Here is a 25,330-nt window from a genome sequence, read left to right as displayed (position 1 = left end):
CACGACGCTCGTTTGCTACGGCTCCAGTCGGCCGAGGGCGGCCGCGGCGAGCTCGACCATCTCCGCGACGCGCTCCGGGCCGAGGTGGTCCGCGGCGAAGCCCAGGTACTGCACGTTGACGTGGACGTCGGCCCAGTCGCGCTCGCCGGGGGGCTCGGGGTGATCCGACGGCAGCTCCGCCCCCTGCGCGCGGAGCACCGCCAGGTCCAGGCCGGCGGGCGCGACGCGGGCGTTGCCCCAGTCGATCAGCACGTCCCCGAGGATGTTGCCGCGGTGCGGGTCGCCGTGGCAGAGCGTGCGGGGCAGGGTGGCCAGGGCCCGCAGGATCCTCGGGTCGTCGCGCCAGGACCGGAGAGCCTTCTCCGCGTCACCGAATGCGGTGTCACCCGTGCGCGCCAGGCCGCCGCGGACCGCGACCAGGGTCCGGTCGCAGAGCGCCGCCCACCACGGGCCGTCCACCACCGGGATGCCGCGGGGGCGTTTGCGGTGCCAGTGCGTGTGGACGCGGGCGAGGGTGTCCCAGACCGCGTCCGGGACGGGGCGGCCGTCGGCGGGGGGCGGCGCGTCCACGAACGGCGTGACGATCCAGTCCGGCCCGACGGCGACCGGCCGGGGCACCCCACCGACCACCGCCACCGCGCGCATCGCGGCCACCTCCACCGGCGATGCCGCCTTCAGCACCACCGCCACCGCGCGCCCGTCGACGTCCAGGTCGATCCGCTCCACCGCGTCGGACACGTAGCCGCCGCCCAGGGGGCTGCGCACGCGCACGCGCGCGGTTCCACCGAGTGCGCGGCCGACGGCCGCGAGCCAGGGATCACCGGCGGATCGCGGTCCCCCGGTGGGCGACGACGTCGTGTCGCGGGCACTCACGCGCGGTCCCGTCGTGGTCGTCGCCCGCCGCACCGGCACGCCCGGCCGCGGGCGTCGGCGTGCGGCGACGGGCGATCACATGCGGTCAGGGCGTCGGCTGGCGCAGCAGGATCCGCACCAGCACCGCGGCGGCCACGCCGATCACCAGCGCCAGCACTCCCCACGACGCGGGGCGACGGTGCCAGGCGCGGCCGTTGTCCAGCGCGATCCGGCCGGGACCGGTGAACACCAGCGCGGCCGAGGCGAGCCCCAGCACGACGTCGAACTCCAGCGCGTCCGAGCCGGACGGGCCGGTCACGAAGAACCCGTTGCCGAGCTTCACCAGCACGGCGTTGATCATGACGGCGAGCAGTCCGGCCGCCGCCAGCGGCGTGAGCACCCCCAGCACGACGAACGCGCCGGCCACCAGCTCCCCGATGCCCGTGACCCACGACAGCGTGTCGGCCTGCTGGTAGCCGTAGCCGGACAGCTGGCGGGCGAAGGCGGCCTGCCCGGCGCCGCCCCAGATCCCGAAGACCTTCTGGGCGCCGTGCGCGAAGAACACCCCGCCGACCGCGAACCGCAGGAGCAGCAGGCCGACGTCGGCGCCGCCGTTCCAGGTCAGGGGACGGCGGGTGGGGCGCGTCTTCGTCGGCTCGTCCGTGCCGTACCCCACCGACCCCGGGAACGTCGTCGTCGGCTGCTCGCTCATGGTCGGGGAGAGTAGCCCGGTCGCGCGGTCAGTACCCGTTCTCGACGAGGTTCGGCGGTTTGTCCCCGCGGGCGAAGGCCCCGATCTGCTCGGCGGCGATACGGTAGGCGCGGCGGAACGCCCCCGGGACGCTCCCCCCGACGTGCGGGGTGATCAGCAGGCCCGGTGCCTTCCAGAGCGGGTGGTCGGCGGGCAGCGGCTCCGGATCGGTGACGTCGACGGCCGCGAGCAGGCGGCCGCCGTTCAGCTCGGCGAGCAGCGCGTCGGTGTCGGCCACGGGCCCGCGCGCGGCGTTGACCAGCAGCGCACCGTCGGGCATCGCCGCGAGGAACGCCGCGTCGACGAGCCCGCGGGTGTCGTCGGTGAGGGGCACGATCACGACGCAGGCGTCGAAGTGGGGCAGCAGGTCGAGCACCTCGTCGATGCCGTGCACGCCGTCCCGGGCGCGCCGACCCACCAGCGTGGTCTCCACCTCGAACGGGGCGAGACGCCGCACGGTGTGCTCCGCGACGTCCCCGGCGCCGACGATCAGCACCTTCTTCCCGGCGAGCTCCCGGGTCTGGCGCTGGTCCCAGCGGGCCTCGTCCTGCCTGCGGACGAACGCGGGCAGGTCCCGGTACACCGCCAGCATCGCGGCCACGATCCACTCCGCGGTGGCGCCACCGTGCGCGCCGCGGCAGTCCGAGAGCGCGACACCGTCCGGGAGCTTGCCCACCCAGTTCTCCGCACCCGCGGTGAGCAGCTGCACCAGCCGCAGCCCCTCCACCCGCGGGGCGAGCCCGACGGCGTCGGCGTTGGCGAGGAACGGCGGCACCAGCACGTCCGCGGCCGGCAGCTCGCCGTCGACGTCGTAGCGGGTGGCTCGCACCCCGGGGACGTCGGCGAGCGCGGCGACGCCCTCGTCGTGGGGCACCAGTACGTGGATCTCGGCCATGCCCGGACCGTACTCACTGAACGCTCACCCCGCGGCACCTAACCTGTCCCCGTGGGGAGACGGCTGCGGCACGGCATGACCATCGCCGCGCTCGGCCTCCTGCTGGCCGGCTGCGCCACCTTCCCCGACGACGGCCCACGCGCCTGGCAGCCCAAGATCGAGGGGGTCGGCGAGCTCGGGGGCCCGCCGGCGATCGCCCAGCCGAGTGCGCCGAACTCACCGCCGTCCGGCGGGAACGGCGCCCCCTCGAGCGGCACCCCGGCCCCGGCGTCGGGCTGTACGGATGCCGACCCGCAGGTCGTGGCCACCTGTCTCAACCCGGTCGGCGCCATCGCCGTGCTGCCCGACCCCGAGCAGGCGCTGGTCGGCGAGCGCACCACCGGCCGTGTCCTGCAGGTGACGAAGGGCAAACCACCCGTCCTGGTCGCGACCGTCCCCGTCGACGGCACCGGCGGCGGCGGGCTGACGGGGCTCGTGCTCTCGCCGTCCTACGCCGAGGACCAGCTCCTCTACGCCTACGTCACCACGCCCACCGACAACCGGGTGGTCCGCATCGCCCGCGGCGAGCCCGCCAAGCCGGTGCTCGTCGGGATCCCCCGCGGCCCGGTCGACAACGGTGGTGCGCTCGCCGTCGACGTCGACGGTTCGCTGCTGGTGGCCACCGGCGACGCCGGGGGTGACCCGAGCGGGCCCGGTCTGGCCGGCAAGGTGCTGCGCATCGACACGCTCGGCCGCCCGGGCACGGGCAACCCGACCGCGGGTTCGCCGGTGCTGAGCTCGGGCCTGCACGCGCCCGGCGGCATCTGCGTCGACACGCAGTCCACGTTGACCTGGATCACCGACCGCGACGGCACCCGCGACGTGCTGCACAAGCTGGTCCCGGGACCGCTCCCCGCGCCGGCGTGGACCTGGCCCGACCGGCCCGGCGTGGCCGGGTGCATGGCCGCACCCGGTGTCGTGACGGTGGCCGAGACCGGCGGGGCGGCGCTGTTCGTGCTGCACCCGGGCGACGACGGCACGTTCACGGGCGACCCCGAGACGCTGCTGGTCGGCACCTACGGCCGGCTCTCGGCCGCCGCGCTGGCGTCGGACGGTCTGTTGTGGCTGGGCACCGTCAACAAGGCCGGGGGCAGGCCGGTGCCCAGCGACGACCGCGTGATCCGCATCCAGCCCCCCGCGGGCGGCGGGGCCAGCGCGGCCTGACAGGCTCGTCCACCGTGAACGACCGCCGACGACTCTCCCTGATCGTGACGCTGCTCGGCAGCGCCTTCATCATCGCCGCGGGCGTGCTGAACCTGCTCGGCCAGGGCGTGGCGTCGCTGGTGTGCGTGGTGCTCGGGCTCGTGGTGGGGCTGGTCGGCATCGGTCTGCGGCCCCGTCCGCAGCCGCACGCCGATCGCGCCGCCGTCATCGACCGGGACGCCCTCCGGGCCGAGCGCGACGAGAAGGGCGAGGTGGCGGCGGTCACTATGCTCCGCACCGCCAACCCCGCCCTGTCGCTCCTCGACGCCACGAAGATCGTCCGCGGCCTCTGAGACGATCAGGCCATCGTCGCCGCCGCGCTCTCGATCGTTTGCGGCTACCGCCGCCCGTGCGCGGATAACGGTGTTCCCACCCTGATTTCCGCTCACGACCTCGTGGGGCACCGCTCGCACCACACGAACTCCCCCGACCAGCCGTGTCTCCGCAGGACAGTCAGCACTTCGAGAGCACCTCCACAGGGGTCGGTCGACAGGTCGACCCATCCGAACGTGAGCCGGGACCGCCCCGCGAGCTCGGCGGCGTTGTCGCGGCGGCGGTCGCGGAAGGCGACGTCGTCGAGCAGGTGGGTGCGGCCGTCGAGGCGGACGGTGAGCGGCAGGCCGACGTCGTCGTACACGGCGTCCTCCCAGAGCGTGACGCCGTCGACGGCGAATCGGCAGCACCGTGCGCGCCGCGCGGACGTCGGGCTCCTCGACCGCGACGTCGAGAGCGGTGTCGGCCCGGGACGTCCGGGGCGGGTCGGCCGCCACCACGATGTGCCGGTACGCGCGGGACCGGTGCACCACGACCAGATCCGGTTGGGAGATCGCGGACGTCCCGTACGGAACCGTGATGTGCACCGGGCCGTCGACCCGGGGGACGAGGTGCCACTCCTCGGCCGCGGTGCGGTGGCTGAGCACGGCGGCCGGACCGCCGTAGAGCAGCGCGGCGGCGATGCGGGACTCGCGCGGCAACGGCCCGGTGGAGGTGGCGTACATACCGTGGACGACCCGCTGCCACCGGGCGGCGGCGACCTGCGCGTCGATCGTGTCCCACGTGACGCCCAGAGAGCGGAGCTGCGTGATGGGGACGATGCCGGCCTGACGGGCCAGCAGGGCGTTCCACGTGTCGAGCAGCCCGCGAGCCTTGATCTCGGCCGGAACCGCGCGGTGGACAAGGGTCATGCCCCGACGATGGGGCAGGTCCGCCTCGTCGTGGGGCCGAACGTCGAGCCTGTGGACGAAGGCCGGCCGATGTGGACAACTCGCGCCCGCGGGGTCGTGCGGCTGCGGGTCGTGCGGCTGCAGGTCGTGCGCGGATATCAGTGCTGGGACACCGTTATCCGCGCACGGGCGGCGGCGGCCGCTATCCGCAGCGTTCGATGATCAGCTCGCGCACGCGCTTGGCGTCGGCCTGGCCCTTGGTCGCCTTCATCACCGCACCCACGATCGCGCCCGCTGCGGCGACCTTGCCGTCGCGGATCTTCTGCGCCACGTCGGGCTGGGCCGCCAGGGCCTCGTCGACCGCGGCGATCAGGGCGCCGTCGTCGGACACCACGGCCAGGCCGCGGGCCGCGACGACCTCGTCGGGCGTGCCCTCGCCGTCCAGCACCCCGTCGACCACCTGCCGGGCGAGCTTGTTGTTCAGCTCCCCCGACGCCACCAGCTCGATCACGCGGGCGACCGCCGCCGGGGTGATCGGCAGCTCGTCGAGGGGGACCTCGCGGGTGTTGGCCTGCTGCGTCAGGTACGCCACCCACCAGCTGCGGGCCTCGCCCGCGGGCGCGCCCTCGGCGACGGTGGCCTCGATGAGGTCGAGCGCCCCGGCGTTCACCAGGTCGCGCAGCTCCTCGTCGGTGAGGCCCCACTCGGCGGAGATCCGGCGGCGACGCTCCCACGGCAGCTCCGGCAGGGTGCCGCGCAGCTCCTCGACCCACTCCCGGGGCGGCGCGATCGGGACGAGGTCGGGCTCCGGGAAGTACCGGTAGTCCTCGGAGGTCTCCTTGATCCGGCCCGACCGGGTGCTGGCCGTGTCCTCCTGGAAGTGCCGCGTCTCCTGCACCACCTTCTCGCCCGCGTCGAGCACGCCGGCGTGCCGGCTCATCTCGTAGCGGACGGCGCGCTCCACCGACCGCAGCGAGTTGACGTTCTTGGTCTCGCTGCGGGTGCCCAGCACGCCGGAGTCGCGCGGCGAGAGCGACAGGTTGACGTCGCAGCGCATCGAGCCCTGGTCCATGCGGACGTCGGAGACGCCGAGGGCCTTGATCAGGTCGCGCAGCGCCGTGACGTACGCGCGGGCCACCTCGGGAGCCCGCTCGCGGGTGCCGGGGATCATCTTCGTGACGATCTCGATCAGCGGGACGCCGGCGCGGTTGTAGTCGAGCAGCGAGTACTCGGCGCCGTGGATGCGGCCCGTCGCGCCGCCCACGTGCAGCGACTTGCCGGTGTCCTCCTCCATGTGCGCGCGCTCGATCTCCACGCGGAAGGTGGACCCGTCGTCCAGCTCGACGTCCAGGTACCCGTTGACGGCGATCGGCTCGTCGTACTGCGAGGTCTGGAAGTTCTTCGGCATGTCCGGGTAGAAGTAGTTCTTCCGCGCGAAGCGGCCCCACGGGGCGATGTCGCAGTTGAGCGCCAGCCCGATGCGGATGGCCGACTCGACGGCCGTGCGGTTGACCACCGGCAGCGCGCCGGGCAGGCCCAGGCAGATCGGGCAGACCTGCGTGTTGGGCTCGGCGCCGAACTCGGTGGGGCAGCCGCAGAACATCTTGGTGTTGGTGTTGAGCTCGACGTGCACCTCGAGCCCGAGCATGGGGTCGAAGCGCTCGACGACGTCGTCGAAGTCGACCAGCGTGGGCGCGGTCATGCCTTCACCTCCGGGGCGACGAGGGGCTCGCGGGTCGATTCGTAGGCCGCCGCCACCCGGTACATGACGGCCTCGCCGAGCGCGGGCGCCATGATCTGCAGGCCGACGGGCAGCCCGTCCGCCAGCCCGGACGGCACGGACATGCCCGCGGTACCCGCCAGGTTGGTGGGGATGGTGGCCAGGTCGTTGAGGTACATGGCCAGCGGGTCGTCGACCTTGTCACCGATCGGGAACGCCGTGGTGGGCGTCGTCGGCGACACGAGGACGTCGGCCTGCGCGAACGCGGCGGCGAAGTCGCGGCTGATCAGCGTGCGCACCTTCTGGGCCTGCCCGTAGTAGGCGTCGTAGTAGCCGCTCGACAGCGCGTAGGTGCCGAGGATGATGCGCCGCTTGACCTCGGGGCCGAACCCGGCCTCGCGGGTGGCGGCCATGACCGCCTCCGCGCTCGCGCCCTCGTCGACCCGCAGGCCGTAGCGCATGGCGTCGAAGCGGGCGAGGTTGGACGAGACCTCGCTGGGCAGGATCAGGTAGTACGCCGCCAGCCCGTACTCGAAGTGCGGGCAGCTGACCTCGACGATCTCGGCGCCCAGCTTCTCCAGCTGACGCAGCGCCCCGTCGAACGACGCCCGGACGCCGGGCTGGTAGCCCTCGCCCCCCATCTCGCGGACGACGCCGACGCGCAGCCCGGAGAGGTCGCCGTTGGCGCCCTCGCGGGCGGCGGCGACGACGGCCGGGACCGGCGCGTCGATCGAGGTGGAGTCGAGGGGGTCGTGGCCGCCGATCACCTCGTGCAGCAGCGCCGCGTCGAGGACTGTGCGGGCGCACGGGCCGCCCTGGTCCAACGACGACGCGCAGGCGATGAGGCCGTAGCGCGAGACGCCGCCGTAGGTGGGCTTGACGCCGACCGTGCCGGTGAACGCGGCCGGCTGGCGGATCGAGCCGCCGGTGTCGGTGCCGATCGACAGCGGGGCCTCGAACGCCGCGAGCGCCGCCGCCGAGCCGCCACCGGACCCGCCCGGGACGCGGGTGAGGTCCCACGGGTTGTGGGTGGCGCCGTAGGCCGAGTACTCGGTGGACGAGCCCATCGCGAACTCGTCCATGTTGGTCTTGCCGAGGATCGTGACGCCCGCGGCGCGCAGCCGCGCGGTGAGCGTGGCGTCATACGGCGGGCGCCAGCCCTCGAGGATCTTCGAGCCCGCGGTGGTGGGCATGTCGATCGTGGTGAACACGTCCTTGAGCGCCAGCGGCACGCCGGCCAGCGGCGACGCCGGGGCGGTGCCGACGGCGAGCGATGCGTCGACGAGCGACGCCGACTCCAGCGCCGCCTCGGACGCGACGTGCAGGAACGCGTGGACCCCGGGACCGTCAGCGGAGCCGTCGACGGCCTCGATGCGGTCGAGGTGGGCCTGGGCGACCTCGACGGCGGAGACCTCGCGCGAGTGGATCTTCTCGGCCAGTTCGGCGGCCGAGAGGCGGATGAGGTCGGTCACTGCTCCTCCCCCAGGATCTGCGGCACGCGGAAGCGGCCGTCCTCGGAGGCGGGCGCACCCGAGAGCGCCTGCTCCTGGCTCAGGCCGGGGCGCAGCTCGTCGGGGCGGAACACGTTCTGCAGCGGCACCGCGTGCGACGTGGGCGGGATGTCGTCGGCGGCGACCTCGCCGACGCGCGCGACCGCACCCAGGATGACGTCGAGCTGGCCCGCGAACAGGTCCAGCTCCGCGTCGGTGACGGCCAGCCGGGACAGCTTGGCGAGGTGCGCGACCTCGTCCCGGCTGATCTGATCTCTGGAACTCAACACGTCCTCCAGGACGACTTCTCGGGGCTGCTCGACGGAACCGGGCGGTGACGTCAGAACGGACGGCGGCGCGGGCGTCGGATGGGCCTGAGTTTAGGCCGAGACCGCCATCGAGTTCCCACGCGGGGACGCTCCGTCGCGGGGATGTGCCTGGAGGCGGTCGGCCTGACACAATCCACCGTCGGGCGGCACGCGGCGTCGCTGTGCGCGAGAACAGTCGACGAGAGGGCGTGTGGAGTGTCGTACCTGCTCCGGGTGGTGCTACCGGACAAGCCCGGCAGCCTGGGGGCCGTGGCCACGGCGCTGGGCAACGCGGGGGCCGACATCCTCGGCGTCACCGTCGTCGAGCGGTCCCCCGGCCACGCCGTCGACGACCTGGCGGTGGAGCTGCCGAACGGCCGGCCGCCCGACGTGCTGATCACGGCGGCCGAGTCGGTGCCGGGCGTCGAGGTGGAGTCGGTGCGGCCGCACTCGGGGCTGCTGGAGACCCACCACGAGCTGGAGCTCATCGAGGAGATCACCGGCGACCCGGCGCGCGGGCTGGAGCTGCTCGCCGCCGGGGTGCCGCGGATCTTCCGGGCCGGGTGGGCGATCATCGCCGTCCGCGAGGGCACCCGCTCCTACCGGGTGGCCCAGAGCTCCGCCGCCCCCGAGACGATCGCGGGCCACCTGCCGTGGCTCCCACTGACCAAGGCGATCGTCATCGATCCCGAGGTGCACTGGGTGCCCGAGCCGTGGAGCTGCCTCGACACCGAGCTGGCCGCGGCGCCGTTCGGATCGGCGGCGCAGGCGCAGGCGCTGGTCGTCGGGCGGCCGGGCGGCCCGGTGTTCCGGCCGTCGGAGCTGGCGCGGCTCACCCACCTCGCCGGGATCGTGACGACCGTCCTGGCCTCGTGAGCGGATATCGGTGCCCGGGCACCGCCATCCGCTCACGACCCAGCCGCGCACGGGCCGCGGAGCGGCCGTGACGGGCGGGCTGGACCGGCCCTGGGCCCGGGTGCCGGCCTGGGTCGGGGCCGCGCTGCGACCCGAGCTCGCCGGCTCGGCGGACGACATCATCACGGCGGTGCGCACCGACGTCACCGACTACGCACGGCCGCTCGTGGGGCGCTTCGGCTCACGGCTCACCGAGGGCGTCTCGGTGGCGCTGGGCCAGTTCCTCGACCTGCTCGGCTGCGACGTGCCGCTCGAGGACGTCCGCGTCTACCGCGCGCTGGGCCAGCTCGAGCACCGCGAGGGCCGGACGCTCGCGGCCCTGCAGTCGGCCTACCAGGTCGGCAGCCGCACGCTGTGGCGCCGGCTCGGGGAGAGCACCACCGCCCGGCAGCTGCCACCGGACGTCATCTTCCGGCTGGCGGAGGCCCTGTTCACCTACATCGAGGAGCTGTCGGCGGCATCGGTGGCGGGATGGGCCGCCGAGGAGTCCAGCCGGGCGGGCTCGCTGCAGACCCGGCGTCACGCGCTCGTCGAGCTGCTGGCCCGGCCGACCCCGGCCCCTCCGGCCGAGATGGAGCGGCTGGCCGCGGCGGCCGGCTGGCGGCCGCCCGCCCGGCTGGCGGCGCTCGTCGTCGAGGACGCGGTGGAGGTGGCCACCCGGCTCCCGTCCGCGATCGGCGCGGACCTCGACCCGGTCGGTGTCGCACTCGTCGCCGTGCCGGAACGGGACGGCTGGGTCGACCAGGTCCGCGCCGGGCTGCGGGGCCGGCCGGGGGTGCTGGGCCCCGTGGTGGAGCCCGCCCGGGCACCCCGGTCGATCGCCCGGGCGCAGGCCGCCTGGCCGCTGCACGTGGGCGGGATGCTCCCCACCGACACGGACGACCCCCTCGTGCGCGCCGACGAGCACCTGCTGGCCCTGCTGCTGGCTGCGCAGCCCGATCTCGCCGCCGACCTCTGCGAGCGGGCCCGGCACCCGCTCGCCGACCTCCCCGACGGTGCCGCCGCCCGGGCCGAGGAGACGCTGCGGGCCTGGCTCGACGCCCACGGCGACGTGACGGCCACCGCCGCGACCCTGCACGTGCATCCGCAGACCGTGCGCTACCGCCTCGCCGGGCTGCGCGAGACGTTCGGCGGGGCGCTCGACGACCCGCTCCGTCGACTGGAGCTGGCCATCGCGCTCCGCACGACCGACCCCGACCAGCACTGAGGACCGCTCGTCGCGCCGATGTCGCCGCTCGACGGAAACTGCCGTTCGTCGCGCAACCCGAACCGGGGTCACCCGTTCGTGGAAACGGACGGCCCGGTCGTCGCAGATCCGTGGAAGGTTGCTCCGCGGACGGTCACGAGGTGGTTACGGTCTCCTGGCCGGTCGACCGCTCCCCACTCTCGACCGGTGCGCCTGGTCGGTTCCGGGATCCTGCCCGCCGACGCTCCCCACGGGCGGCCCCCAGCACACCGGGCAGGAGTCCGCGGCCGCCGCGGACACCGGGTACGAGGATCGCTCCCGCATGTCCAGACACAGCCTGCCCAGCTCCGGCCTGCCCGATCGTGGAACGTCCCGGCACGGCCTGGCGGACACCGTCGCTGACGGGTCCCCCGCAGCCGACGCACCGGGCTCCGGCCGCCCGGCCATCCCGCGGCCCCGCACACCGAGCGAGTCCCGGCACGCGCCGAGCGACTCCCGGCACGCGCCGAGCAAGTCCCGGCACGCCGTCGGCACCGCCCGGCACGCCGCGGACGGCCTCGGGGCGGGGCCGGCACCGTCGCGACACGCGGCCGACGCTCCTCCCGCGGCCCGCAGCGACCGGCCGGCCGGCCGGCACGCGACGGCCGATGAGTCCGAGACGCAGCGCCCGATCCACGACCCCTCGACCGGGCGCCCGGCCGAGCCGCTCACCGCCCCTCTCCCGGTCGTCCGCGCGCAGTCCGCGCCGGAGCCGGTCGCCGACGAGACGCCGACGGCCGCGACCGACGACGACGACGACGACCCGGCCGGCGACCCGGCCGGCGACCCGGCCGGCGACCCGGGTGACGACCCGGCCCCGACCCGCACGGCCGGCCGCCACGCCGCTCCGACGCGCCACCGTCGCAGGACCGACGCCGACGCCTCCCGCCCCGACAAGGGCCGGCGCGCGCTGGCCGGGCTGGGTGGGAGCCGCCGCACCGCCGCGGTCCTGCTCACCGCCGCCGTCGCGCTCGTCACGCTGCCGACCGCCGGTTCCGCGGCCGTCGACCAGTGCCGCTGGCAGGTGGCCGCGCACGACCTCCTCGTGAGCCTCGACGGGCAGACCGACGCGCGGTCCGTCCAGCTGCGGAAGGCCCTGACCCGGGCCGGGGTGGGCGCCGAGCTCCCGGCCGAGTGCGCCGGGCAGGCGGCCGACGACGCCGCATCGCCCGCGCCGGCCACATCGGCGCCCCGTACCCGCACCCCGCGCACCACCGCCCCGAAGCCCGCGCCCGCCGCGACCACCCCGCCGAAGGCCACCGCCGCACCGAAGACCACCACGGCGGCGCCCGCTCCCGCGCCGGCCGCGGCGGGCACGGGCACCGGCAGCACCGCCGCACAGGCCCTGGGCTGGGGCACGCCCACCAAGTCCGACGACTTCTCCGCCGGCCTCGGCCAGTGGGGCGTCTACGACGGGAGCGGCCACGCCGGCAACGGCCGTCGCACGCCGTCCGCGATCACCACCGCCGACGGCATCATGACGATGACCGGCGACACGAACGGCAACACCGGCGGCATGGCCTGGGGCGACGGCCAGAAGTACGGCCGCTGGGAGGCCCGCGTCCGCTCCACCGCGGGTTCGTACCACCCCGTGATGCTGCTGTGGCCGTCGGCGGAGAACTGGCCGATCGGCGGTGAGGTCGACTGGATGGAGATCTCCGACCCCGCCCGCAAGGTGGCCGACACGTTCCTGCACTACGGCGCGAACAACAACCAGGTGCAGGGCGACGTGAACGTCGACGCCACGCAGTGGCACAACTGGGCCGTGGAGTGGACGCCCCAGGGCATCACGACCTACCTCGACGGCAAGGCGTGGTGGTCGACGAAGAACACGTCGATCCTGCCGCCCGGCCCGATGCACATGACGATCCAGCTCGACAACTTCGGGGGGCGGAACACGACCACCCAGATGCAGGTCGACTGGGTCAGGCAGTACGCGCTCTGACGCCTCGTGCGCGGAAATCAGTGCTCCCGCACTGATTTCCGCGCACGGGGGGTGGGTCAGGCGCCGCCGGGGAACGCCAGGCGGACGATCTTGCGGACCACCTTCGAGTACTGCTTCGGCAGCGAACCGGCGGTGTAGGGCAGGCCGTAGCGCTCGCAGATCTCCTGCACCTTGGGCGCGATCCGGGCGTAGTGGTTGCTCGGGACGTCCGGGAACAGGTGGTGCTCGATCTGGTGGCTGAGGTTGCCGGTCATGAGGTGGAACAGCTTCCCACCGGTGAGGTTGGCCGAGCCCAGCATCTGCCGGACGTACCACTGGCCCTGGGTCTCGCCCTCGAGCCGGTCCTCGTCGAAGGTCTCGGTGCCGTCCGGGAAGTGCCCGCAGAAGATCACGGCGTGGGACCAGACGTTGCGCAGGGTGTTGGCCGTGAGGTTCGCCAGCGCGGTCGGGACGAAGCCCGGCCCCGAGAGCAGCGGGAACAGGATGTAGTCCTTGGCGAGCTGCTTGCGCGCCTTGCGCCACAGCGTCATGAGCTCGGCCTTGGCCTCGTCCCACGGCTTGATGCCGGCCTGGACCTTCTCCAGCTCGACGTCGTAGATCGCGATGCCCCACTCGAAGATCAGCGACAGCACCACGTTGGTGAGCGGCTGGATCAGGTCGGCGGGCTTCCACTCCTGCTCCGGCGTGATCCGCATGATCGCGTAGCCGAGGTCGCGGTCCTTGCCGCGCACGTTCGTGAACGTGTGGTGCTCGTAGTTGTGCGACTTCTGCCAGGACGCGCTGGGCGAGGCGTGGTCCCACTCCCACGTGGTGGAGTGGATCTTCTCGTCACGCATCCAGTCCCACTGGCCGTGGAGGATGTTGTGGCCGAGCTCCATGTTGTCGAGGATCTTCGCCGCGGTCAGCGCGGCGGTGCCGGCGATCCAGGCGGGCGGGAGCAGCGAGAACAGCAGGGCGCCGCGGCCGCCGATCTCCAGGCCGCGCTGCAGCTTGATGATCCTGCGGATGTAGGCGGCGTCCTTCTCGCCGAGGTTCGCGACGACCTCGGCGCGGATGGCGTCGAGCTCCTTCGCGAGCTCGGCCACCTGGGCCTCGCTGAGATGCGCGGCGGCCGACGGCGGGGAGGGCACGGCCGGGTCGAAGACCTGCGCGGTGGTGGGCAGCTCCCGGCGGGCCGGGGCCTTCTTCGCTCGCGTGGTGGTGCGGGGGGTGTCGAGTGTGGCCGTCATGATTACTCCTAGAGCTCGATCTCGACGTCACCCGCGGCACCGGAGACACAGGTGCGCACGGACTCGCCGGGGGTGTCGTACAGGTCACCGGTGCGCAGGTCGCGGACGGCGCCGGAGCGCAGCGTCCCCACGCAGGTGTGGCAGATGCCCATGCGGCAGCCGCTGGGCAGCAGCGCGCCGGCCGCCTCGCCGGCCGCCATCAGCGGCTCGCCGGGGGCGGCGTCGGCGTCGATGCCGCTCGTGGTGAACGCGACGCGGCCGCCGGTGGCGCCGTCGGCGGCGAGGGTCGGCGGGGTGAAGCGCTCGATGTGCAGGGCGTCGGGGTCGCCGTGGCGGTCCCACTGCTCGGTCAACGCGTCGAGCAGCCCGGCCGGGCCGCAGGCCCACGCCTGCCGCGCCGTCCAGTCCGGGACGTCGTCGGTGAGGGCGTCCCCGGTGAGCCGTCCCTCGAGCGCGGTGTGCCGCTCGACGAGCCGCATGCCGGTGGAGGCGGCCATCGCGCGCAGTTCGAGTCCGAAGACCAGGTCGGCCGGGGTCCGGTCGCAGTGCACGACGACGGCGCCGTCCAGCGTCTCGGGTCGGGTGGAGTGCAGCTCGCGCAGCATCCCCATGATCGGGGTGATGCCGCTGCCGGCCGCCAGGAACAGCAGTTTCTCGGGGGTGGGCTCGGGCAGCACGAACTCGCCGGCGGGCGGGCCGATCCGCACCAACGCGCCGACCGGGGTGCGGTGGGCGAGCAGACCCGAGACGGCCCCACCGGGAACGGCCGTGACCGTGACCGCGAGGTGCTCGTCGCCGGGGCGCGACGTGACCGAGTAGGTGCGCCACTGCCACACGCCGTTGACCTGCACCCCGACGCCGACGAACTGCCCGGCCCGGTGCACCGGACGACGCACGCCCGGGCGCAGCAGCAGCGTGGTGGTGTCAGCGGTCTCGCGATGCAGCCCGACCACGCGCGCGTGCGGCTGTGTGGTGGACCACAACGGGTTCAGCGTGCCGAGCAGGTCGTCGGGCAGCAGCGGCTGGGTGAAGCGTGCCGCCGCGTCCCGCGCGAGCTGACCGATCGAGCTGAGAACTCCCATACACACGACAGTATTGCGCGGTTCGCACAAGCGGCCACGTGTCCGACCACGTCCGGGTCCTCAATACTGTTGCAGAAGCAAAAGACCGATCAGCCACGGATGGCGAGTGCAGCCTTGGCCAGATCGTCGTTGCCGGTGGCGAGCCAGCCGTCGGGGCGCACCAGCACGTCCTCGAACCCGATGCGGGTGTCGATGCGCATGCGCAGCGCGTACTCCAGGACCGGCCACGCGCCGTCCTCCTCGCCGTGCAGCAGCACCGGCGCCCCCAGCTCCGAACCCAGCGCACGCATGATGCGGATGGCCTCGGCCACCGCGGTCTCCGGATCGGAGACGGTGGACTCCGCCAGCACCCGAGTGGTGCCGTGGGGAACACCGTTCGTGCGCAGGGTGACGGCGTCGCCGCTGGTCCAGACCCCGAGCTCGACCCCGATGCCGACCGACGCCGCGGCGGCGCACACGTCGACCCAGCCCTTCTCGTGCACGTTGACCGAGCACACGTCGGGCTTGCCGACGCCCAGGTGCCCCCAGGCCAGGACAGCCTCGATGCGCAGGCGTGGGTCGGGCTGGATCCACCGGCCGGTGGTGACCCCGATCTCCATGCCGGGCACCTCCTGGCGGATGGCCGCGACCGCGTCGCCGACGTGCATCGGGTCGAGCGTCTCCTGCCCGTCCGGGCCCCGGGGGTGCACGTGCACGGCGGAGATCCCCAGCCGGCCGACGGCCCGGGCGTCGCGCGCGAGGTGCCGCGCGAGGACCGGCAGCGCCGGGTGCGCGTCCTCGGGCCGCGATCCGTTCAGAACCGCCTGCAGCACTGCGACAACTCCCCCGCTGGGACCGGACCGACATCGACGATCATACGGACACCGGTGGCGCCCCGATCGGGGCTCCTCCCGCGCCGGGTTCAGCCCGTGGTGGCCACCTCGCGCGCCGCGTCCGGACCGCGGTCGAGCAGCACCCGGAAGCCGGCCTCGTCGAGGATCGGGACCCCGATCTCGAGCGCCTTCTCGTACTTGGTCCCGGGAGCCTCGCCGGCGACCACGAACGAGGTCTTCTTCGACACCGACCCCGCGGCCCGGCCGCCCCGTGCGGTGATGGCCTCCTTGGCCTCGTCGCGCGAGTACCCGTCCATCGAGCCGGTGACCACGATGGACAGGCCGTCGAGCGTGCGGGGCACGGACTCGTCGACCTCGTCGACCATGCGCACGCCCGCGGCGCGCCACTTCGCGACGACCTCGCGGTGCCAGTCGACGGAGAACCAGTCGCGCACCGCGGCGGCGATGGTGGGACCCACCCCCTCCACGCCGGCGATGGGAGCCAGTGCCGCGGCCAGGGCCCTGGCCTGTGCGCGGGTGGCGGCCCTGGCCGCCTTTTCCGCGGCGAGGGCGCGTTCCTCGGCGGAGCGCTCCTCCGGCTCGGCCTCGGGATCCACGGGTACGACCGACTCGGGCTCGTCCCCGGCCGTGTCCTCGCCCGTGTCCTCGCCCGCGTCCTCGCCCGCGTCCTCGGCCGCGCTGCCGTCGGAGGTGATCGCGACGCCCGCGGCCTCCGTGTCGTGGGCCGCCTGCGCCGCGGCCGCCTCGATGGCGTCCATCGACGTGAACTCCCGCGCCAGCGCCTGGGCCGCGGTGGGACCGACGTGGCGGATCGAGAGCCCGACCAGCACCCGCCACAGCGGCCGCTCCTTCGCCGCCTCCAGGTTGGCGAGCAGCTTGGCGCCGTTGGCCGACAATCCCCCGTCCTTCTTGCGGAACAGCTCGACCTGCAGCAGATCGGCTTCGTCGAGCGCGAAGACGTCGCCCTCGTCCTGGACCACCCCCGAGGTCAGCAGCGCGGTGGCGGCCTCGTAGCCGAGGCCCTCGATGTCGAACGAGCCGCGGCCGGCCACGTGGAACAGCCGCTCCCGCAGCTGCGCGGGGCAGGAGCGGGCGTTGGGGCAGCGCTGGTCGATGTCGCCGGCCTTCTGCCGCACGAGGGCGGTGCCGCACTCCGGGCAGTGGGTGGGCATCACGAACGCGCGCTCGGAGCCGTCGCGCAGGTCGATGACCGGGCCGAGCACCTCCGGGATGACGTCGCCGGCCTTGCGGATGACGACGTGGTCGCCGATGAGCACGCCCTTGCGGCGCACCTCGTCGGCGTTGTGCAGCGTGGCCATCTCGACCGTGGACCCCGCGACCACCACCGGCTCCATCATCGCGAACGGCGTGACGCGCCCGGTGCGCCCGACGTTGACGCGGATGTCGAGCAGCCGGGTGGTGACCTCCTCGGGCGGGTACTTGAACGCGATGGCCCACCGGGGTGCGCGCGAGGTGGAGCCCAGTCGCCGCTGCAGCGCCACCTCGTCGACCTTGACGACGACGCCGTCGATCTCGTGCTCGATGTCGTGGCGGTGCTCGCCCCAGTACCGCGTGTGCTCGATGACCTCGTCGACGCCGGTGAGGACCACCGTGCGCTCCGAGACCGGCAGGCCCCAGGCCCGCAGCGCGTCGTAGCCCTGGGACTGGTGCTCCAGCGCGAACCCCGTGCGCTTGCCGAAGCCGTGGCAGATCAGCCGCAGGCGCCGGGACGCGGTGACGCGCGGGTCCTTCTGCCGAAGCGACCCGGCCGCGGTGTTGCGCGGGTTGGCGTAGACGGGCTTGCCGGCCTCCACCATGAGCGCGTTGAGCGCCTGGAAGTCCTCCAGCCGGAAGTAGACCTCGCCGCGCACCTCCACCAGCTCCGGCACCGGGAACTCGTCGGTGCCGGTGAGCTGGACCGGGACCTCCTCGAGCGTGCGCATGTTGAGCGTGATGTCCTCGCCGGTGCGCCCGTCGCCGCGGGTGAGCGCGCGGGTGAGCTTGCCGTTCTCGTAGAGCAGGTTGACGGCCAGCCCGTCGATCTTGAGCTCGCAGAGGTAGTGGACCTCCTCCGTTCCCACGTCCTTCGCCACCCGCTCCGCCCAGCCGCGCAGGTCGTCGTCGGAGAAGGCGTTGTCGAGGCTGAGCATGCGCTCGAGATGGTCGTGGGCCACGAAGTCGGTGTTGAACCGGCTGCCGACCTTCTGCGTGGGCGACTCCGGCGTGACCAGCTCCGGGTGCTCCTCCTCCAGCGCCAGCAGCTCGCGCCACAGCTCGTCGAACTGCCCGTCGGACAGGACGGGCGCGTCGAGCACGTAGTACCGGAACTGGTGCCCCGCGACCTCCTCGGCCAACCGGGCGTGCCGCTGCTGCGCAGTTTCTGGGCTCACGGGGGCGAGGTTACCGACGAACCCCGACAATCCCGGACGGGCGACCAGCCGCTTCCGGGAGCGGGACCCCCTCGGTGGGGCTCCGGCCGGCGCCCGCACCTCGTGACGCCGCGGGGATGCGCGGACGGTGCCGACGGGTGGCGGCGGGTGGCGGCGGTAACGCTGCTCGTCGTGGCCGCCTGCGGCACGCCGTCGGGGCCGAGCGCCCGGCGGTGGCTCGACCCGGCGCTGCCCAGGGTGATCGACGCGCCGGGCCACCACCGTCACCGTGCGGCTCGCGGCCACGCCCGGCGAGCGGTTATTCGGGCTCGGCGAGGGCTTCGGGCGGCTGGACCTGCGCGGGCAGGTGCTGCGGAGCCGGACGGCCGACGGCATGGGCTGGACGGCGCCGCGGTCGGGTCCGCGCTGCCCCCCGGACGCGCTGGGGCCCGGTCAGGTCTGCCCGTCCTCGATGCCGGCGAGCAGGGTGCGGACCAGACCGTCGAGGGTCTCCCGCTCCGCCCGGGTCAGCACCGCGAGCAGCCGTTCCTCGTTCGCCACGTGCTCGGTGACGGCCGCGTCGACGGTGGCCCGCCCGGACGCGGTCAGGGACACGAGCATGCTGCGCCGGTTGCCGGGGTCGAGCGTGCGGGTCACGTGACCGGCGCCCTCCAGGCGGTCGAGGCGGTTGGTCATGGCGGCGGGCGAAAGCATCATCGACCGCGCCAGCACCGACGGGGGGAGCGTGAACGGCTCGCCTGAACGCCGCAGCGCGGCCAGCACGTCGAACTCGCCGGTGGTGAGCCCGTGCCGCAGGAACACCGCCTCGATGGCGGGCCCGGCCGTCCCGAGCAGCCGGCCGAGCCGGCCGAACGTGGCCATGGCGTCGAGGGGGAGGTCCGGGCGCTGGGTGCGCCACTGCTCGATGTGCTGGTCGACCGCGTCCACGACGGAATCCTACTTGACACAGTATATTTCGACGTCGTACTTTTCGATGCATGCAGACCACCGTTCACCGGCTCTACGCCGCTCTCGCCGCGGGGGACGTCCCCGCGGCCGCCGCCGTCCTCCGGCCCGACGCCGTCCTCCACGTGCCCGGCACCCACCCGCTGGCCGGCGAGCACGCCGGGATCCCCGCGATCCTGGAGTTCCTCTCCGCGACCCGCGCCCGCTCCGACGCGGGTGAGCGCATCGACGTCCTCGACGTGCTGGACGGGCGCGACCACGTCGCCGTCTACTGCCGCGTGCGGGCCGAGCGGGGACCGGCCACGCTCGACAACCCGACGGTGCACCTGCTGCGCCTGGAGGACGACCGCGTCGCCGAGATCTGGTTCCACAACCGCGAGCAGGCGCCCGTCGACGCGTTCTGGTCCGGCCGGTGATCGGCATCGCGGTGGAGGTCGCGATCACGCGGCCCGCGGCGCAGGTGTGGAACGTCGTCGCCGACTACGCCCGCGACCCCGAGTGGCGCCGGGGCGTCACGGCGATGGAGCCGTCGGGGCCGCTGGCCGTCGGCACCACCACCGACGAGCGCATGCGGTTCGCCGGCAAGGGCTACCGCAACGGCGGCGTCGTCGAGACGGTCGGACCGGGTCCGACGTTCACGTGGCGCACCACGTCGGGGGTGACGGCGGCGGGGCGGCGGACGGTCGAGGCGCTCGGGCCGGACCGGTGCCGGGTGCGGCTGGAGACCACGGTGGAGCCGAGCGGGTTCGAGCGACTCCTCGCCCCGGTGCTCGGGCGGCTGCTGCAACGGAACCTCGCCGGTGACGCCGCGCGCCTCCGGGAGCTGGTGGAGCGGGGGCCCTGATCGCTGCCGGTCGCACCGGGACCCCGACCCGGACGCACGCAGGCCCCGACTCGCGCGCACCTGCGCCCCGACCCGCGGGCAGCGTGCGGTCAGTCCCTCGTGTCCGGATCCTGGGGGTCGGTGTCGGGCGGGTCGACGAAGGCCTGGCCCAGCTCGCGGGCCAGCTCCAGGGCGCGGCGGGCCCAGCGGGGGTCGGCGCCGGCGAGGCCGCACGTAGGGGTCGGGACGGAGAGCGTGCCGAGCCGGGCGCGGTCGAAGCCGAGCCGGTCGGCCAGGTCGAACGCGGGTCCGGCCAGCTGCCGGCTGGTGACGCGGCCCCGGGGAGCCGTCGAGGGCACGAGGCCCAGCAGGAGCGGGGTGCCGGCGTCCCAGATCTCGCCGATGCGGTCCAGTGACGCGGGCTCCGCGGTGCGGCCGGCGATCTCCGGTCGGGTGGCGTCGATGCCGACGGCCGCCGCGCCCACGTCGGCGAGCACCGCCATCGGCGGCCGCGACGCGCAGCAGTGCAGCACCACCGGCACGCCGACGGCGGTGATCAGGTCGCGCAGCACGGTCCCCGCCGCCGCCTCCGACACCGCGCGCACGGTGCCGTACCGCGATGGGGTGGGCACCAGGCCGTTGATCACCGCGCCGAGCGACGGCTCGTCGAGCTGCAGCACGACGTGTGCGCCCGTGCGGGCCGCCACCTCCGCGATGTGCTGCTTGAGGCCCTCGGTGAGGCTGGAGGCGAACTCGCGGACGGCACCGCGGTCCGACAGCACGGTGTGGCCCGTGCGCACCTCGACGGACGCGGCGAGCGTCCACGGCCCGGCGGACTGGACCTTCACCCAGCCGGGGTGCACGGGGTCGCAGGCCTCGTCGAAGGCGTCGAGGTCGCCGCGCAGCAGGTCGACGGCGGTGCGGTGGTCGCGGCCGGGCCGCGACGCCACCCGGTAGCCCGACGGCCGCACCTCCACCGCGATGTCGACGAGCAGCCCGGCGGTGCGCCCGATCATGTCCGCACCCACGCCGCGCGCAGGCAGCTCGGGCAGGAACGGCATCAGCGGCACCTCGCCGACGACGGTGGCCGCGGCCTCCCGCACGTCGTCACCGGGCATGGAGCCGACGCCGGTGGCCGCGCCCGCGGGCCAGTGCGGGGCCGGCTCGGCGGGCTCGTCCGGGGTGACGACCTCGATCACCGGGGACGGCGGGGGCGGCGGTGCGCCCGGCCGGACCCCGGCGAGGCCGGCGGCGGCGAGTGCGGCGGCCAGCGGATCGTCGGTGCTCACGGCGCCTGTCTACCAGCACCGGGGTCGTGCGCGCGCGTCAGCGCACCTCAGTGGGCCCCGGTGATCGTCGCGCTGCCCAGCACCACGTCGCCGGCGTAGAGGGCCACCGCCTGACCGGGGGCCACCCCGCGTAGCGGCTCGTCCAGCTCCACGCGCACGCCGTCGGCGCTGGGCTCCGCCGTCGCCCCGGCCAGGCCGCCGTGGGCCCGCACCTGCGCGACGCACCGGAACCGCGGGCCCGGCGCGCGGCCGCTGCCCCACACCGGACGGGCGGCGTCGATCGTGCGGACGTCCAGCGCGGCGGCCGGACCGACCCGCACCGTGCCGCTCACCGGCTCGATGCCCAGCACGTAACGTGGGCGGCCGTCCGCGGCGGGCGCGTCGACGCCGATGCCCTTGCGCTGGCCGACGGTGAAGCCGTGGACGCCGTCGTGGCGCGCCAGCTCCTCCCCCGTGGCGTGGTCGACGATCGCGCCCGGACGCACCCCGATCCGCTCCGTGAGGAAGGCCCGCGTGTCACCGGAGGGGATGAAGCAGATGTCGTGGGAGTCGGGCTTGTCGGCCACCCGCAGCCCTCGCCGCGCGGCCTCGGCCCGGACCTCGGACTTCGGGGTGTCGCCGATCGGGAACAGCGCGTGGGCGAGCTGGTGCGGGGTGAGCACCGACAGGACGTAGGACTGGTCCTTGTCCTCGTCGACGGCCCGCCTGAGTGCACCGTCCACGAGCTGCGCGTAGTGCCCCGTGCACACCGCGTCGAAGCCCAGCCCCAGCGCCCGGTCCAGCAGCGCCGCGAACTTGATCTTCTCATTGCAGCGCAGGCACGGGTTCGGGGTCTGGCCGGCGGCGTAGGAGGCCACGAAGTCGTCGACGACGTCCTCGGTGAACCGGGCCGCGAAGTCCCAGACGTAGAACGGGATGTCGAGCACGTCGGCGGCGCGGCGCGCGTCGCCCGCGTCCTCCTTGGAGCAGCAGCCGCGGGAGCCGCCCCGCAGGGCGGCCGGGGTCTCGGACAGCGCCAGGTGCACGCCGACGACGTCGTGCCCCGCGTCGACGGCCCGGGCGGCGGCCACGGCGGAGTCGACGCCGCCGCTCATGGCGGCGAGGACCTTCATCGGACCGGCTGCCCGGCGCGCCGGGCCCGGTCCACGACCTGCCCGATCACCGCCGCCACCGCGTCGACGTCGGCGGCCGTGGAGGTGTGGCCGAGGGAGAACCGCAGCGAGCCGCGGGCGGTGGCCTCGTCGGCCCCCATCGCGAGCAGCACGTGGCTGGGCTGCGCGACCCCGGCCGTGCACGCGGAGCCCGTCGAGCACTCGATGCCGTGCGCATCGAGCAGCATCAGCAGGCTGTCGCCCTCGCAGCCGGGGAACGACAGGTGCGCGTTGCCGGGCAGCCGCGACGGGCCGCCGTCGACGACGCCGGTGCCCGGATCGCCGTTGAGGACGGCGTCGTCCACGCTGGCCAGCACCTTGCCGATGAGGTCGTCGCGCAGCCCGGCGAGCAGCGCGGCGCGGCGCGGGGCGTCGGCCACCGACATCTCGACGGCCGTGGCCAGCCCGACGACGGCGGGGGTGTCCAGCGTGCCCGACCGCACGTCGCGCTCCTGGCCGCCACCGTGCAGCAGCGGGGTGAGCGCGACGCTGCGACCCAGCAGCAGCGCGCCGGCGCCGTAGGGACCGCCGAGCTTGTGGCCGGTGAGCGTGAGCGCGTCGACGCCGGACGCCGTGAAGTCGACGGGCAGGATCCCGACGGCCTGGACGGCGTCGGTGTGCAGCGGCACGTCGAACTCGTGGGCGATGGCGGCGAGCTCGCGGACCGGGTTGACCGTGCCGACCTCGTTGTTGGCCCACATCACCGACACGAGCGCGACGGACCCGGGCTCGCGGGCGAGAGCGGCGCGCAGCGTGTCGGGCCGGACGCGGCCGTGGGCGTCCACGGGCAGCAGCTCCACCGTGGCGCCCTCGTGCTCACCGAGCCACTCGGCGGCGTCGAGCACGGCGTGGTGCTCGATCGCGGAGACGAGCACCCGCTTCCGGCGCGGGTCGGCGGCGCGGCGCGCCCAGTAGAGACCCTTCACCGCGAGGTTGTCGCTCTCCGTGCCGCCGGTGGTGAGCACGACCTCCGACGGCCGGGCGCCCAGCGCCGCGGCGATGCGCTCCCGCGACTCCTCGACGTCGCGCCGCGACCGGCGACCGGCGGTGTGCAGCGACGACGCGTTTCCGGTGCGCGTGAGCGCCTCGGCCATCCGCGCCACCGACTCCGCGAACATCGGAGTGGTGGCGGCGTGGTCGAGGTACGTCGCCCTGGTGCTGGGAGTGCTCACGTCAACCGTCCGATCGAGTTCCTCCGGACGAGGGTAGTCGCCGCGCCCCGGTCAGGGCCCGTCGACCAGCACCCCGGGTCCACGACGTGCGCAGGTACCGGCGTGCGCCGCGGTCGGACTCGCCGCCGCAGGTGATCCACCGCGGTTCCTACTCCGCGTATCGGGCCGGTGAGTAGTACGGATACCCCGTTCGGCCGCTCGCTACCCCACGACAGGGCCGAGCGGCTCAGGCCGCGACACCGAGGGGTTCGGCGGCGACGCGCAGCGGGGACGATACGGGCGCCGTCCGCCCGGTGAGGTGCGCCACGCCCGTCGCCGACCCCACGGCCGTCGCCGCCCGGGCGGCGAGCCCGCGGCGGTCGTGACCGGCCGGGTCGATCGCGGGCAGCACGTTCACCTCGCACACCAGTCCCGGCAGCCGCAGGACGCGCAGGAGGGAGTCGAGCAGCGTCTGCTCCCCCACGAACGCCGCCCCGCGGGCCGGTGTGCCGTCGGACAGCCGGAAGCCGATCGCGACCGGGCGGACCGTCACCTCCGCGTCGATGGCCGCCTGGAACGCCGCCCGGCGGAACGAGCCCGCCGCCTCGCCGCACCACGTCGTGCCCTCCGGGAAGACGCCGACGGCGGCGCCCGACCGCAGCGCGTCGGCGGTGGCCGCCACGGTGGCCGGCAGGGCGCGGAGCCCGGCCCGGTCGACGAACAGCGCGCCGGTGCGGGCGGCGAGCCCGCCGATCACGGGCCAGCCCCGCACCTCGAGCTTGGCGAGCATCCGCACGGGCTCCACGGCGTCGAGGGCGAGCACGTCGATCCACGACATGTGGTTGGCCACCACGAGCGCCCCGTCACCGGCTCGGTAGCGGTCGGCGCCGGTGACCCGCAGCCGCACGCCGGCCGCCCGCAGCGCGGCCCGGCTGCAGCGGCGGACCCAGCGGTCGCGCAGGCCGGCCGTCAGCACGGGGGCACCGGCGACGGTGGCCAGCAACACGAGCACCAGCCCGGTCATCCGCGCCGCGACACGCAGCCGTCCGCAGCGGGGGCCACCGGCCGGCGGGAGGCACTCGGGCGTGCACGGGGAGGCCGGGGCCCAGCTCGGCTCCCGGAGCACCGGGTGGGCCATCACCGCTCCCCCAGGAAGAACCGCGCGTACCGGGCGTCCATGTGGTCCAGGCCGAGCAGGACGAGGAAGTCGGCGCAGTCGAAGTCGGGATCGAAGGCCGGGTCGCCGCAGACCCAGGCACCCAGCCGGACGTACCCCCGCAGCAACGGCGGCAGGGCGGCCTTCGCCGGCCGCGCGATCCCGGTCGGGTCCCACGGCCGCAGCGGACGCACCCGGTAGGCCCCGGACGCGAGGTGCCGTTCCGCCACCCGGTCTGCGACCCCGGCCGCGAGGTGACCACCGTCGGCCAGCGGCACGCTGGCGCAGCCGACGAGCCACTTGTTGCCGGTGAGCAGCATGTAGCGGGCGAGGCCGGCCCACACGAGGCTGACGACGGCGCCGTCGCGGTGGTCGGGGTGCACGCACGAGCGTCCCGTCTCGACCAGTGAGGAGCGCAGGGGCGCGAGCGCGTCGATCGCGAACTCGCTCTCGCAGTAGAGCGACCCCGCGGCCCGGGCGCGCTCGGGCGGCAGCACGCGGTAGGTGCCGACGATCTCCCCCGTGGCGTCCTCCCGGACGACGAGGTGGTCGCAGAAGGCGTCGAAGCGGTCGGCGTCGATCCCGGGCTCGGGGCTGTGCACGGTGGCCCCGAGCTCGTCGACGAACACGTGGTGGCGCAGCCGCTGGGCGGCCACCACCTCGTCGGAGTCGGTGGTCAGGAGCAGCGAGTACCGCGAGCCCGCGGCCTGCGGCGTCTGGACGAGTACCTGCGAGGACGTCACGGCCCACTGTGTACGGACCGCGGGCAACGCGC

General features: G+C 74.6%; 25 protein-coding genes and 1 pseudogene. 9 read left to right on the top strand and 17 right to left on the bottom strand.

Going from position 1 to position 25,330, the window contains the following annotated elements; translation table 11 throughout:
• Positions 1-15 precede the first annotated feature (15 nt).
• The 3 genes from BGP03_RS17605 to BGP03_RS17595 form a co-directional block, all read right to left on the bottom strand.
• Positions 16-873, bottom strand: coding sequence for an aminoglycoside phosphotransferase family protein (locus BGP03_RS17605; RefSeq protein WP_298800237.1), 858 nt, complete (start codon positions 871-873; stop codon positions 16-18).
• Between the two features lie 85 nt (positions 874-958).
• Positions 959-1,564, bottom strand: coding sequence for a DoxX family protein (locus BGP03_RS17600; RefSeq protein WP_296376382.1), 606 nt, complete (start codon positions 1,562-1,564; stop codon positions 959-961).
• 28 nt (positions 1,565-1,592) lie between these two features.
• The gene (locus BGP03_RS17595; RefSeq protein WP_298800238.1) at positions 1,593-2,498 is read right to left on the bottom strand and encodes a 2-hydroxyacid dehydrogenase; all 906 of its coding nucleotides are present in this window, start codon (positions 2,496-2,498) and stop codon (positions 1,593-1,595) included.
• Between the two features lie 51 nt (positions 2,499-2,549).
• Between BGP03_RS17595 and BGP03_RS17590 the strand changes: the two genes are divergently transcribed.
• Together BGP03_RS17590 and BGP03_RS17585 are read left to right on the top strand one after the other, a co-directional pair.
• Positions 2,550-3,701, top strand: a complete 1,152-nt coding sequence (locus BGP03_RS17590) for a PQQ-dependent sugar dehydrogenase (protein WP_296376377.1) — start codon at positions 2,550-2,552, stop codon at positions 3,699-3,701.
• 14 nt (positions 3,702-3,715) lie between these two features.
• A complete protein-coding gene (locus tag BGP03_RS17585; protein ID WP_296376376.1) occupies positions 3,716-4,033 on the top strand; it encodes a hypothetical protein in 318 nt (105 codons plus the stop codon).
• A 92-nt stretch (positions 4,034-4,125) separates the two neighbouring features.
• On the opposite strand, the gene BGP03_RS17580 is transcribed toward BGP03_RS17585, so the two are convergent.
• Positions 4,126-4,377 carry a hypothetical protein gene (locus tag BGP03_RS17580; protein ID WP_298800239.1) on the bottom strand — a complete coding sequence of 84 codons (252 nt, stop codon included), beginning with the start codon at positions 4,375-4,377 and terminating at the stop codon, positions 4,126-4,128.
• A gap of 364 nt (positions 4,378-4,741) precedes the next feature.
• Between BGP03_RS17580 and BGP03_RS17575 the strand changes: the two genes are divergently transcribed.
• Entirely contained in the window at positions 4,742-5,125 is a 384-nt protein-coding gene (locus tag BGP03_RS17575; RefSeq protein WP_298800240.1) for a hypothetical protein, read from the top strand.
• Here BGP03_RS17575 and gatB read toward each other — a convergent pair.
• Genes gatB through gatC form a run of 3 tightly spaced genes read right to left on the bottom strand, consistent with a single transcriptional unit; the run spans position 5,106 to position 8,400 of the window.
• Positions 5,106-6,605: an Asp-tRNA(Asn)/Glu-tRNA(Gln) amidotransferase subunit GatB gene (gene gatB / locus BGP03_RS17570; RefSeq protein WP_296376371.1), complete on the bottom strand. Its 1,500-nt coding sequence runs from the start codon at positions 6,603-6,605 to the stop codon at positions 5,106-5,108. The two genes, BGP03_RS17575 and gatB, sit on opposite strands and share 20 nt — an antisense overlap.
• Entirely contained in the window at positions 6,602-8,095 is a 1,494-nt protein-coding gene (gatA, locus tag BGP03_RS17565) for an Asp-tRNA(Asn)/Glu-tRNA(Gln) amidotransferase subunit GatA (protein WP_296376369.1), read from the bottom strand. The genes gatB and gatA overlap by 4 nt, the downstream gene beginning before the upstream one ends.
• Complete coding sequence (gene gatC, locus BGP03_RS17560; RefSeq protein ID WP_296376367.1) at positions 8,092-8,400, bottom strand: Asp-tRNA(Asn)/Glu-tRNA(Gln) amidotransferase subunit GatC; 309 nt, start codon at positions 8,398-8,400, stop codon at positions 8,092-8,094. The genes gatA and gatC overlap by 4 nt, the downstream gene beginning before the upstream one ends.
• A 237-nt stretch (positions 8,401-8,637) precedes the next feature.
• On the opposite strand from gatC, the gene BGP03_RS17555 reads away from it, so the two are divergent.
• From BGP03_RS17555 to BGP03_RS17545, 3 genes are all read left to right on the top strand, one after another.
• Entirely contained in the window at positions 8,638-9,297 is a 660-nt protein-coding gene (locus tag BGP03_RS17555) for an ACT domain-containing protein (protein WP_296376366.1), read from the top strand.
• 67 nt (positions 9,298-9,364) lie between these two features.
• Complete coding sequence (locus tag BGP03_RS17550; RefSeq protein ID WP_296376364.1) at positions 9,365-10,543, top strand: helix-turn-helix domain-containing protein; 1,179 nt, start codon at positions 9,365-9,367, stop codon at positions 10,541-10,543.
• A gap of 301 nt (positions 10,544-10,844) precedes the next feature.
• On the top strand, positions 10,845-12,506 hold the full coding sequence (locus BGP03_RS17545; protein ID WP_298800241.1) for a family 16 glycosylhydrolase: 1,662 nt from the start codon (positions 10,845-10,847) through the stop codon (positions 12,504-12,506).
• Positions 12,507-12,562: 56 nt separating this feature from the next.
• Here BGP03_RS17545 and BGP03_RS17540 read toward each other — a convergent pair whose 3' ends face one another.
• From BGP03_RS17540 to ligA, 4 genes are all read right to left on the bottom strand, one after another.
• Complete coding sequence (locus BGP03_RS17540) at positions 12,563-13,735, bottom strand: acyl-CoA desaturase (RefSeq protein ID WP_296376359.1); 1,173 nt, start codon at positions 13,733-13,735, stop codon at positions 12,563-12,565.
• An 8-nt stretch (positions 13,736-13,743) separates the two neighbouring features.
• Complete coding sequence (locus tag BGP03_RS17535) at positions 13,744-14,817, bottom strand: ferredoxin reductase (RefSeq protein ID WP_298800242.1); 1,074 nt, start codon at positions 14,815-14,817, stop codon at positions 13,744-13,746.
• An 89-nt stretch (positions 14,818-14,906) separates the two neighbouring features.
• Positions 14,907-15,629, bottom strand: coding sequence for a 3-keto-5-aminohexanoate cleavage protein (locus BGP03_RS17530; RefSeq protein WP_296376355.1), 723 nt, complete (start codon positions 15,627-15,629; stop codon positions 14,907-14,909).
• Positions 15,630-15,718: 89 nt separating this feature from the next.
• Positions 15,719-18,040, bottom strand: coding sequence for an NAD-dependent DNA ligase LigA (ligA, locus tag BGP03_RS17525; protein WP_363093977.1), 2,322 nt, complete (start codon positions 18,038-18,040; stop codon positions 15,719-15,721).
• Positions 18,041-18,308: 268 nt separating this feature from the next.
• On the opposite strand from ligA, the pseudogene BGP03_RS35975 reads away from it, so the two are divergent.
• A pseudogene (locus tag BGP03_RS35975) lies at positions 18,309-18,425 on the top strand (hypothetical protein); the annotation flags it as partial.
• A 47-nt stretch (positions 18,426-18,472) separates the two neighbouring features.
• Here the strand turns inward: BGP03_RS35975 and BGP03_RS17520 are convergent.
• A complete protein-coding gene (locus tag BGP03_RS17520; protein WP_299736765.1) occupies positions 18,473-18,967 on the bottom strand; it encodes a MarR family transcriptional regulator in 495 nt (164 codons plus the stop codon).
• A 50-nt stretch (positions 18,968-19,017) separates the two neighbouring features.
• Here BGP03_RS17520 and BGP03_RS17515 point away from each other — a divergent pair, with 50 nt between their 5' ends.
• Together BGP03_RS17515 and BGP03_RS17510 are read left to right on the top strand one after the other, a co-directional pair.
• Positions 19,018-19,401, top strand: coding sequence for a nuclear transport factor 2 family protein (locus tag BGP03_RS17515; RefSeq protein ID WP_298800244.1), 384 nt, complete (start codon positions 19,018-19,020; stop codon positions 19,399-19,401).
• The gene (locus BGP03_RS17510) at positions 19,398-19,829 is read left to right on the top strand and encodes an SRPBCC family protein (RefSeq protein WP_298800245.1); all 432 of its coding nucleotides are present in this window, start codon (positions 19,398-19,400) and stop codon (positions 19,827-19,829) included. Before BGP03_RS17515 ends, BGP03_RS17510 begins: the two co-directional genes overlap by 4 nt.
• 89 nt (positions 19,830-19,918) lie before the next feature.
• On the opposite strand, the gene BGP03_RS17505 is transcribed toward BGP03_RS17510, so the two are convergent.
• The 5 genes from BGP03_RS17505 to BGP03_RS17485 all read right to left on the bottom strand — a co-directional run bounded on the left by BGP03_RS17505 (position 19,919) and on the right by BGP03_RS17485 (position 25,298).
• The gene (locus BGP03_RS17505) at positions 19,919-21,097 is read right to left on the bottom strand and encodes a methionine synthase (protein ID WP_296376346.1); all 1,179 of its coding nucleotides are present in this window, start codon (positions 21,095-21,097) and stop codon (positions 19,919-19,921) included.
• A 47-nt stretch (positions 21,098-21,144) separates the two neighbouring features.
• Positions 21,145-22,209: a tRNA 2-thiouridine(34) synthase MnmA gene (gene mnmA, locus BGP03_RS17500; RefSeq protein WP_298800247.1), complete on the bottom strand. Its 1,065-nt coding sequence runs from the start codon at positions 22,207-22,209 to the stop codon at positions 21,145-21,147.
• Positions 22,206-23,420 carry a cysteine desulfurase family protein gene (locus BGP03_RS17495; protein ID WP_296376342.1) on the bottom strand — a complete coding sequence of 405 codons (1,215 nt, stop codon included), beginning with the start codon at positions 23,418-23,420 and terminating at the stop codon, positions 22,206-22,208. Before BGP03_RS17495 ends, mnmA begins: the two co-directional genes overlap by 4 nt.
• Positions 23,421-23,646: 226 nt before the next feature.
• Complete coding sequence (locus BGP03_RS17490; RefSeq protein WP_296376339.1) at positions 23,647-24,537, bottom strand: lysophospholipid acyltransferase family protein; 891 nt, start codon at positions 24,535-24,537, stop codon at positions 23,647-23,649.
• Positions 24,537-25,298, bottom strand: coding sequence for a GNAT family N-acyltransferase (locus tag BGP03_RS17485; protein ID WP_296376337.1), 762 nt, complete (start codon positions 25,296-25,298; stop codon positions 24,537-24,539). Before BGP03_RS17485 ends, BGP03_RS17490 begins: the two co-directional genes overlap by 1 nt.
• Positions 25,299-25,330 lie beyond the last annotated feature (32 nt).

This window comes from Pseudonocardia sp. 73-21 (assembly GCF_001899645.1).
GTDB lineage: Bacteria > Actinomycetota > Actinomycetes > Mycobacteriales > Pseudonocardiaceae > Pseudonocardia.
Note: the sequence above shows the minus strand (reverse complement) of the source record. Positions and strands in the feature narration are given on the sequence as shown.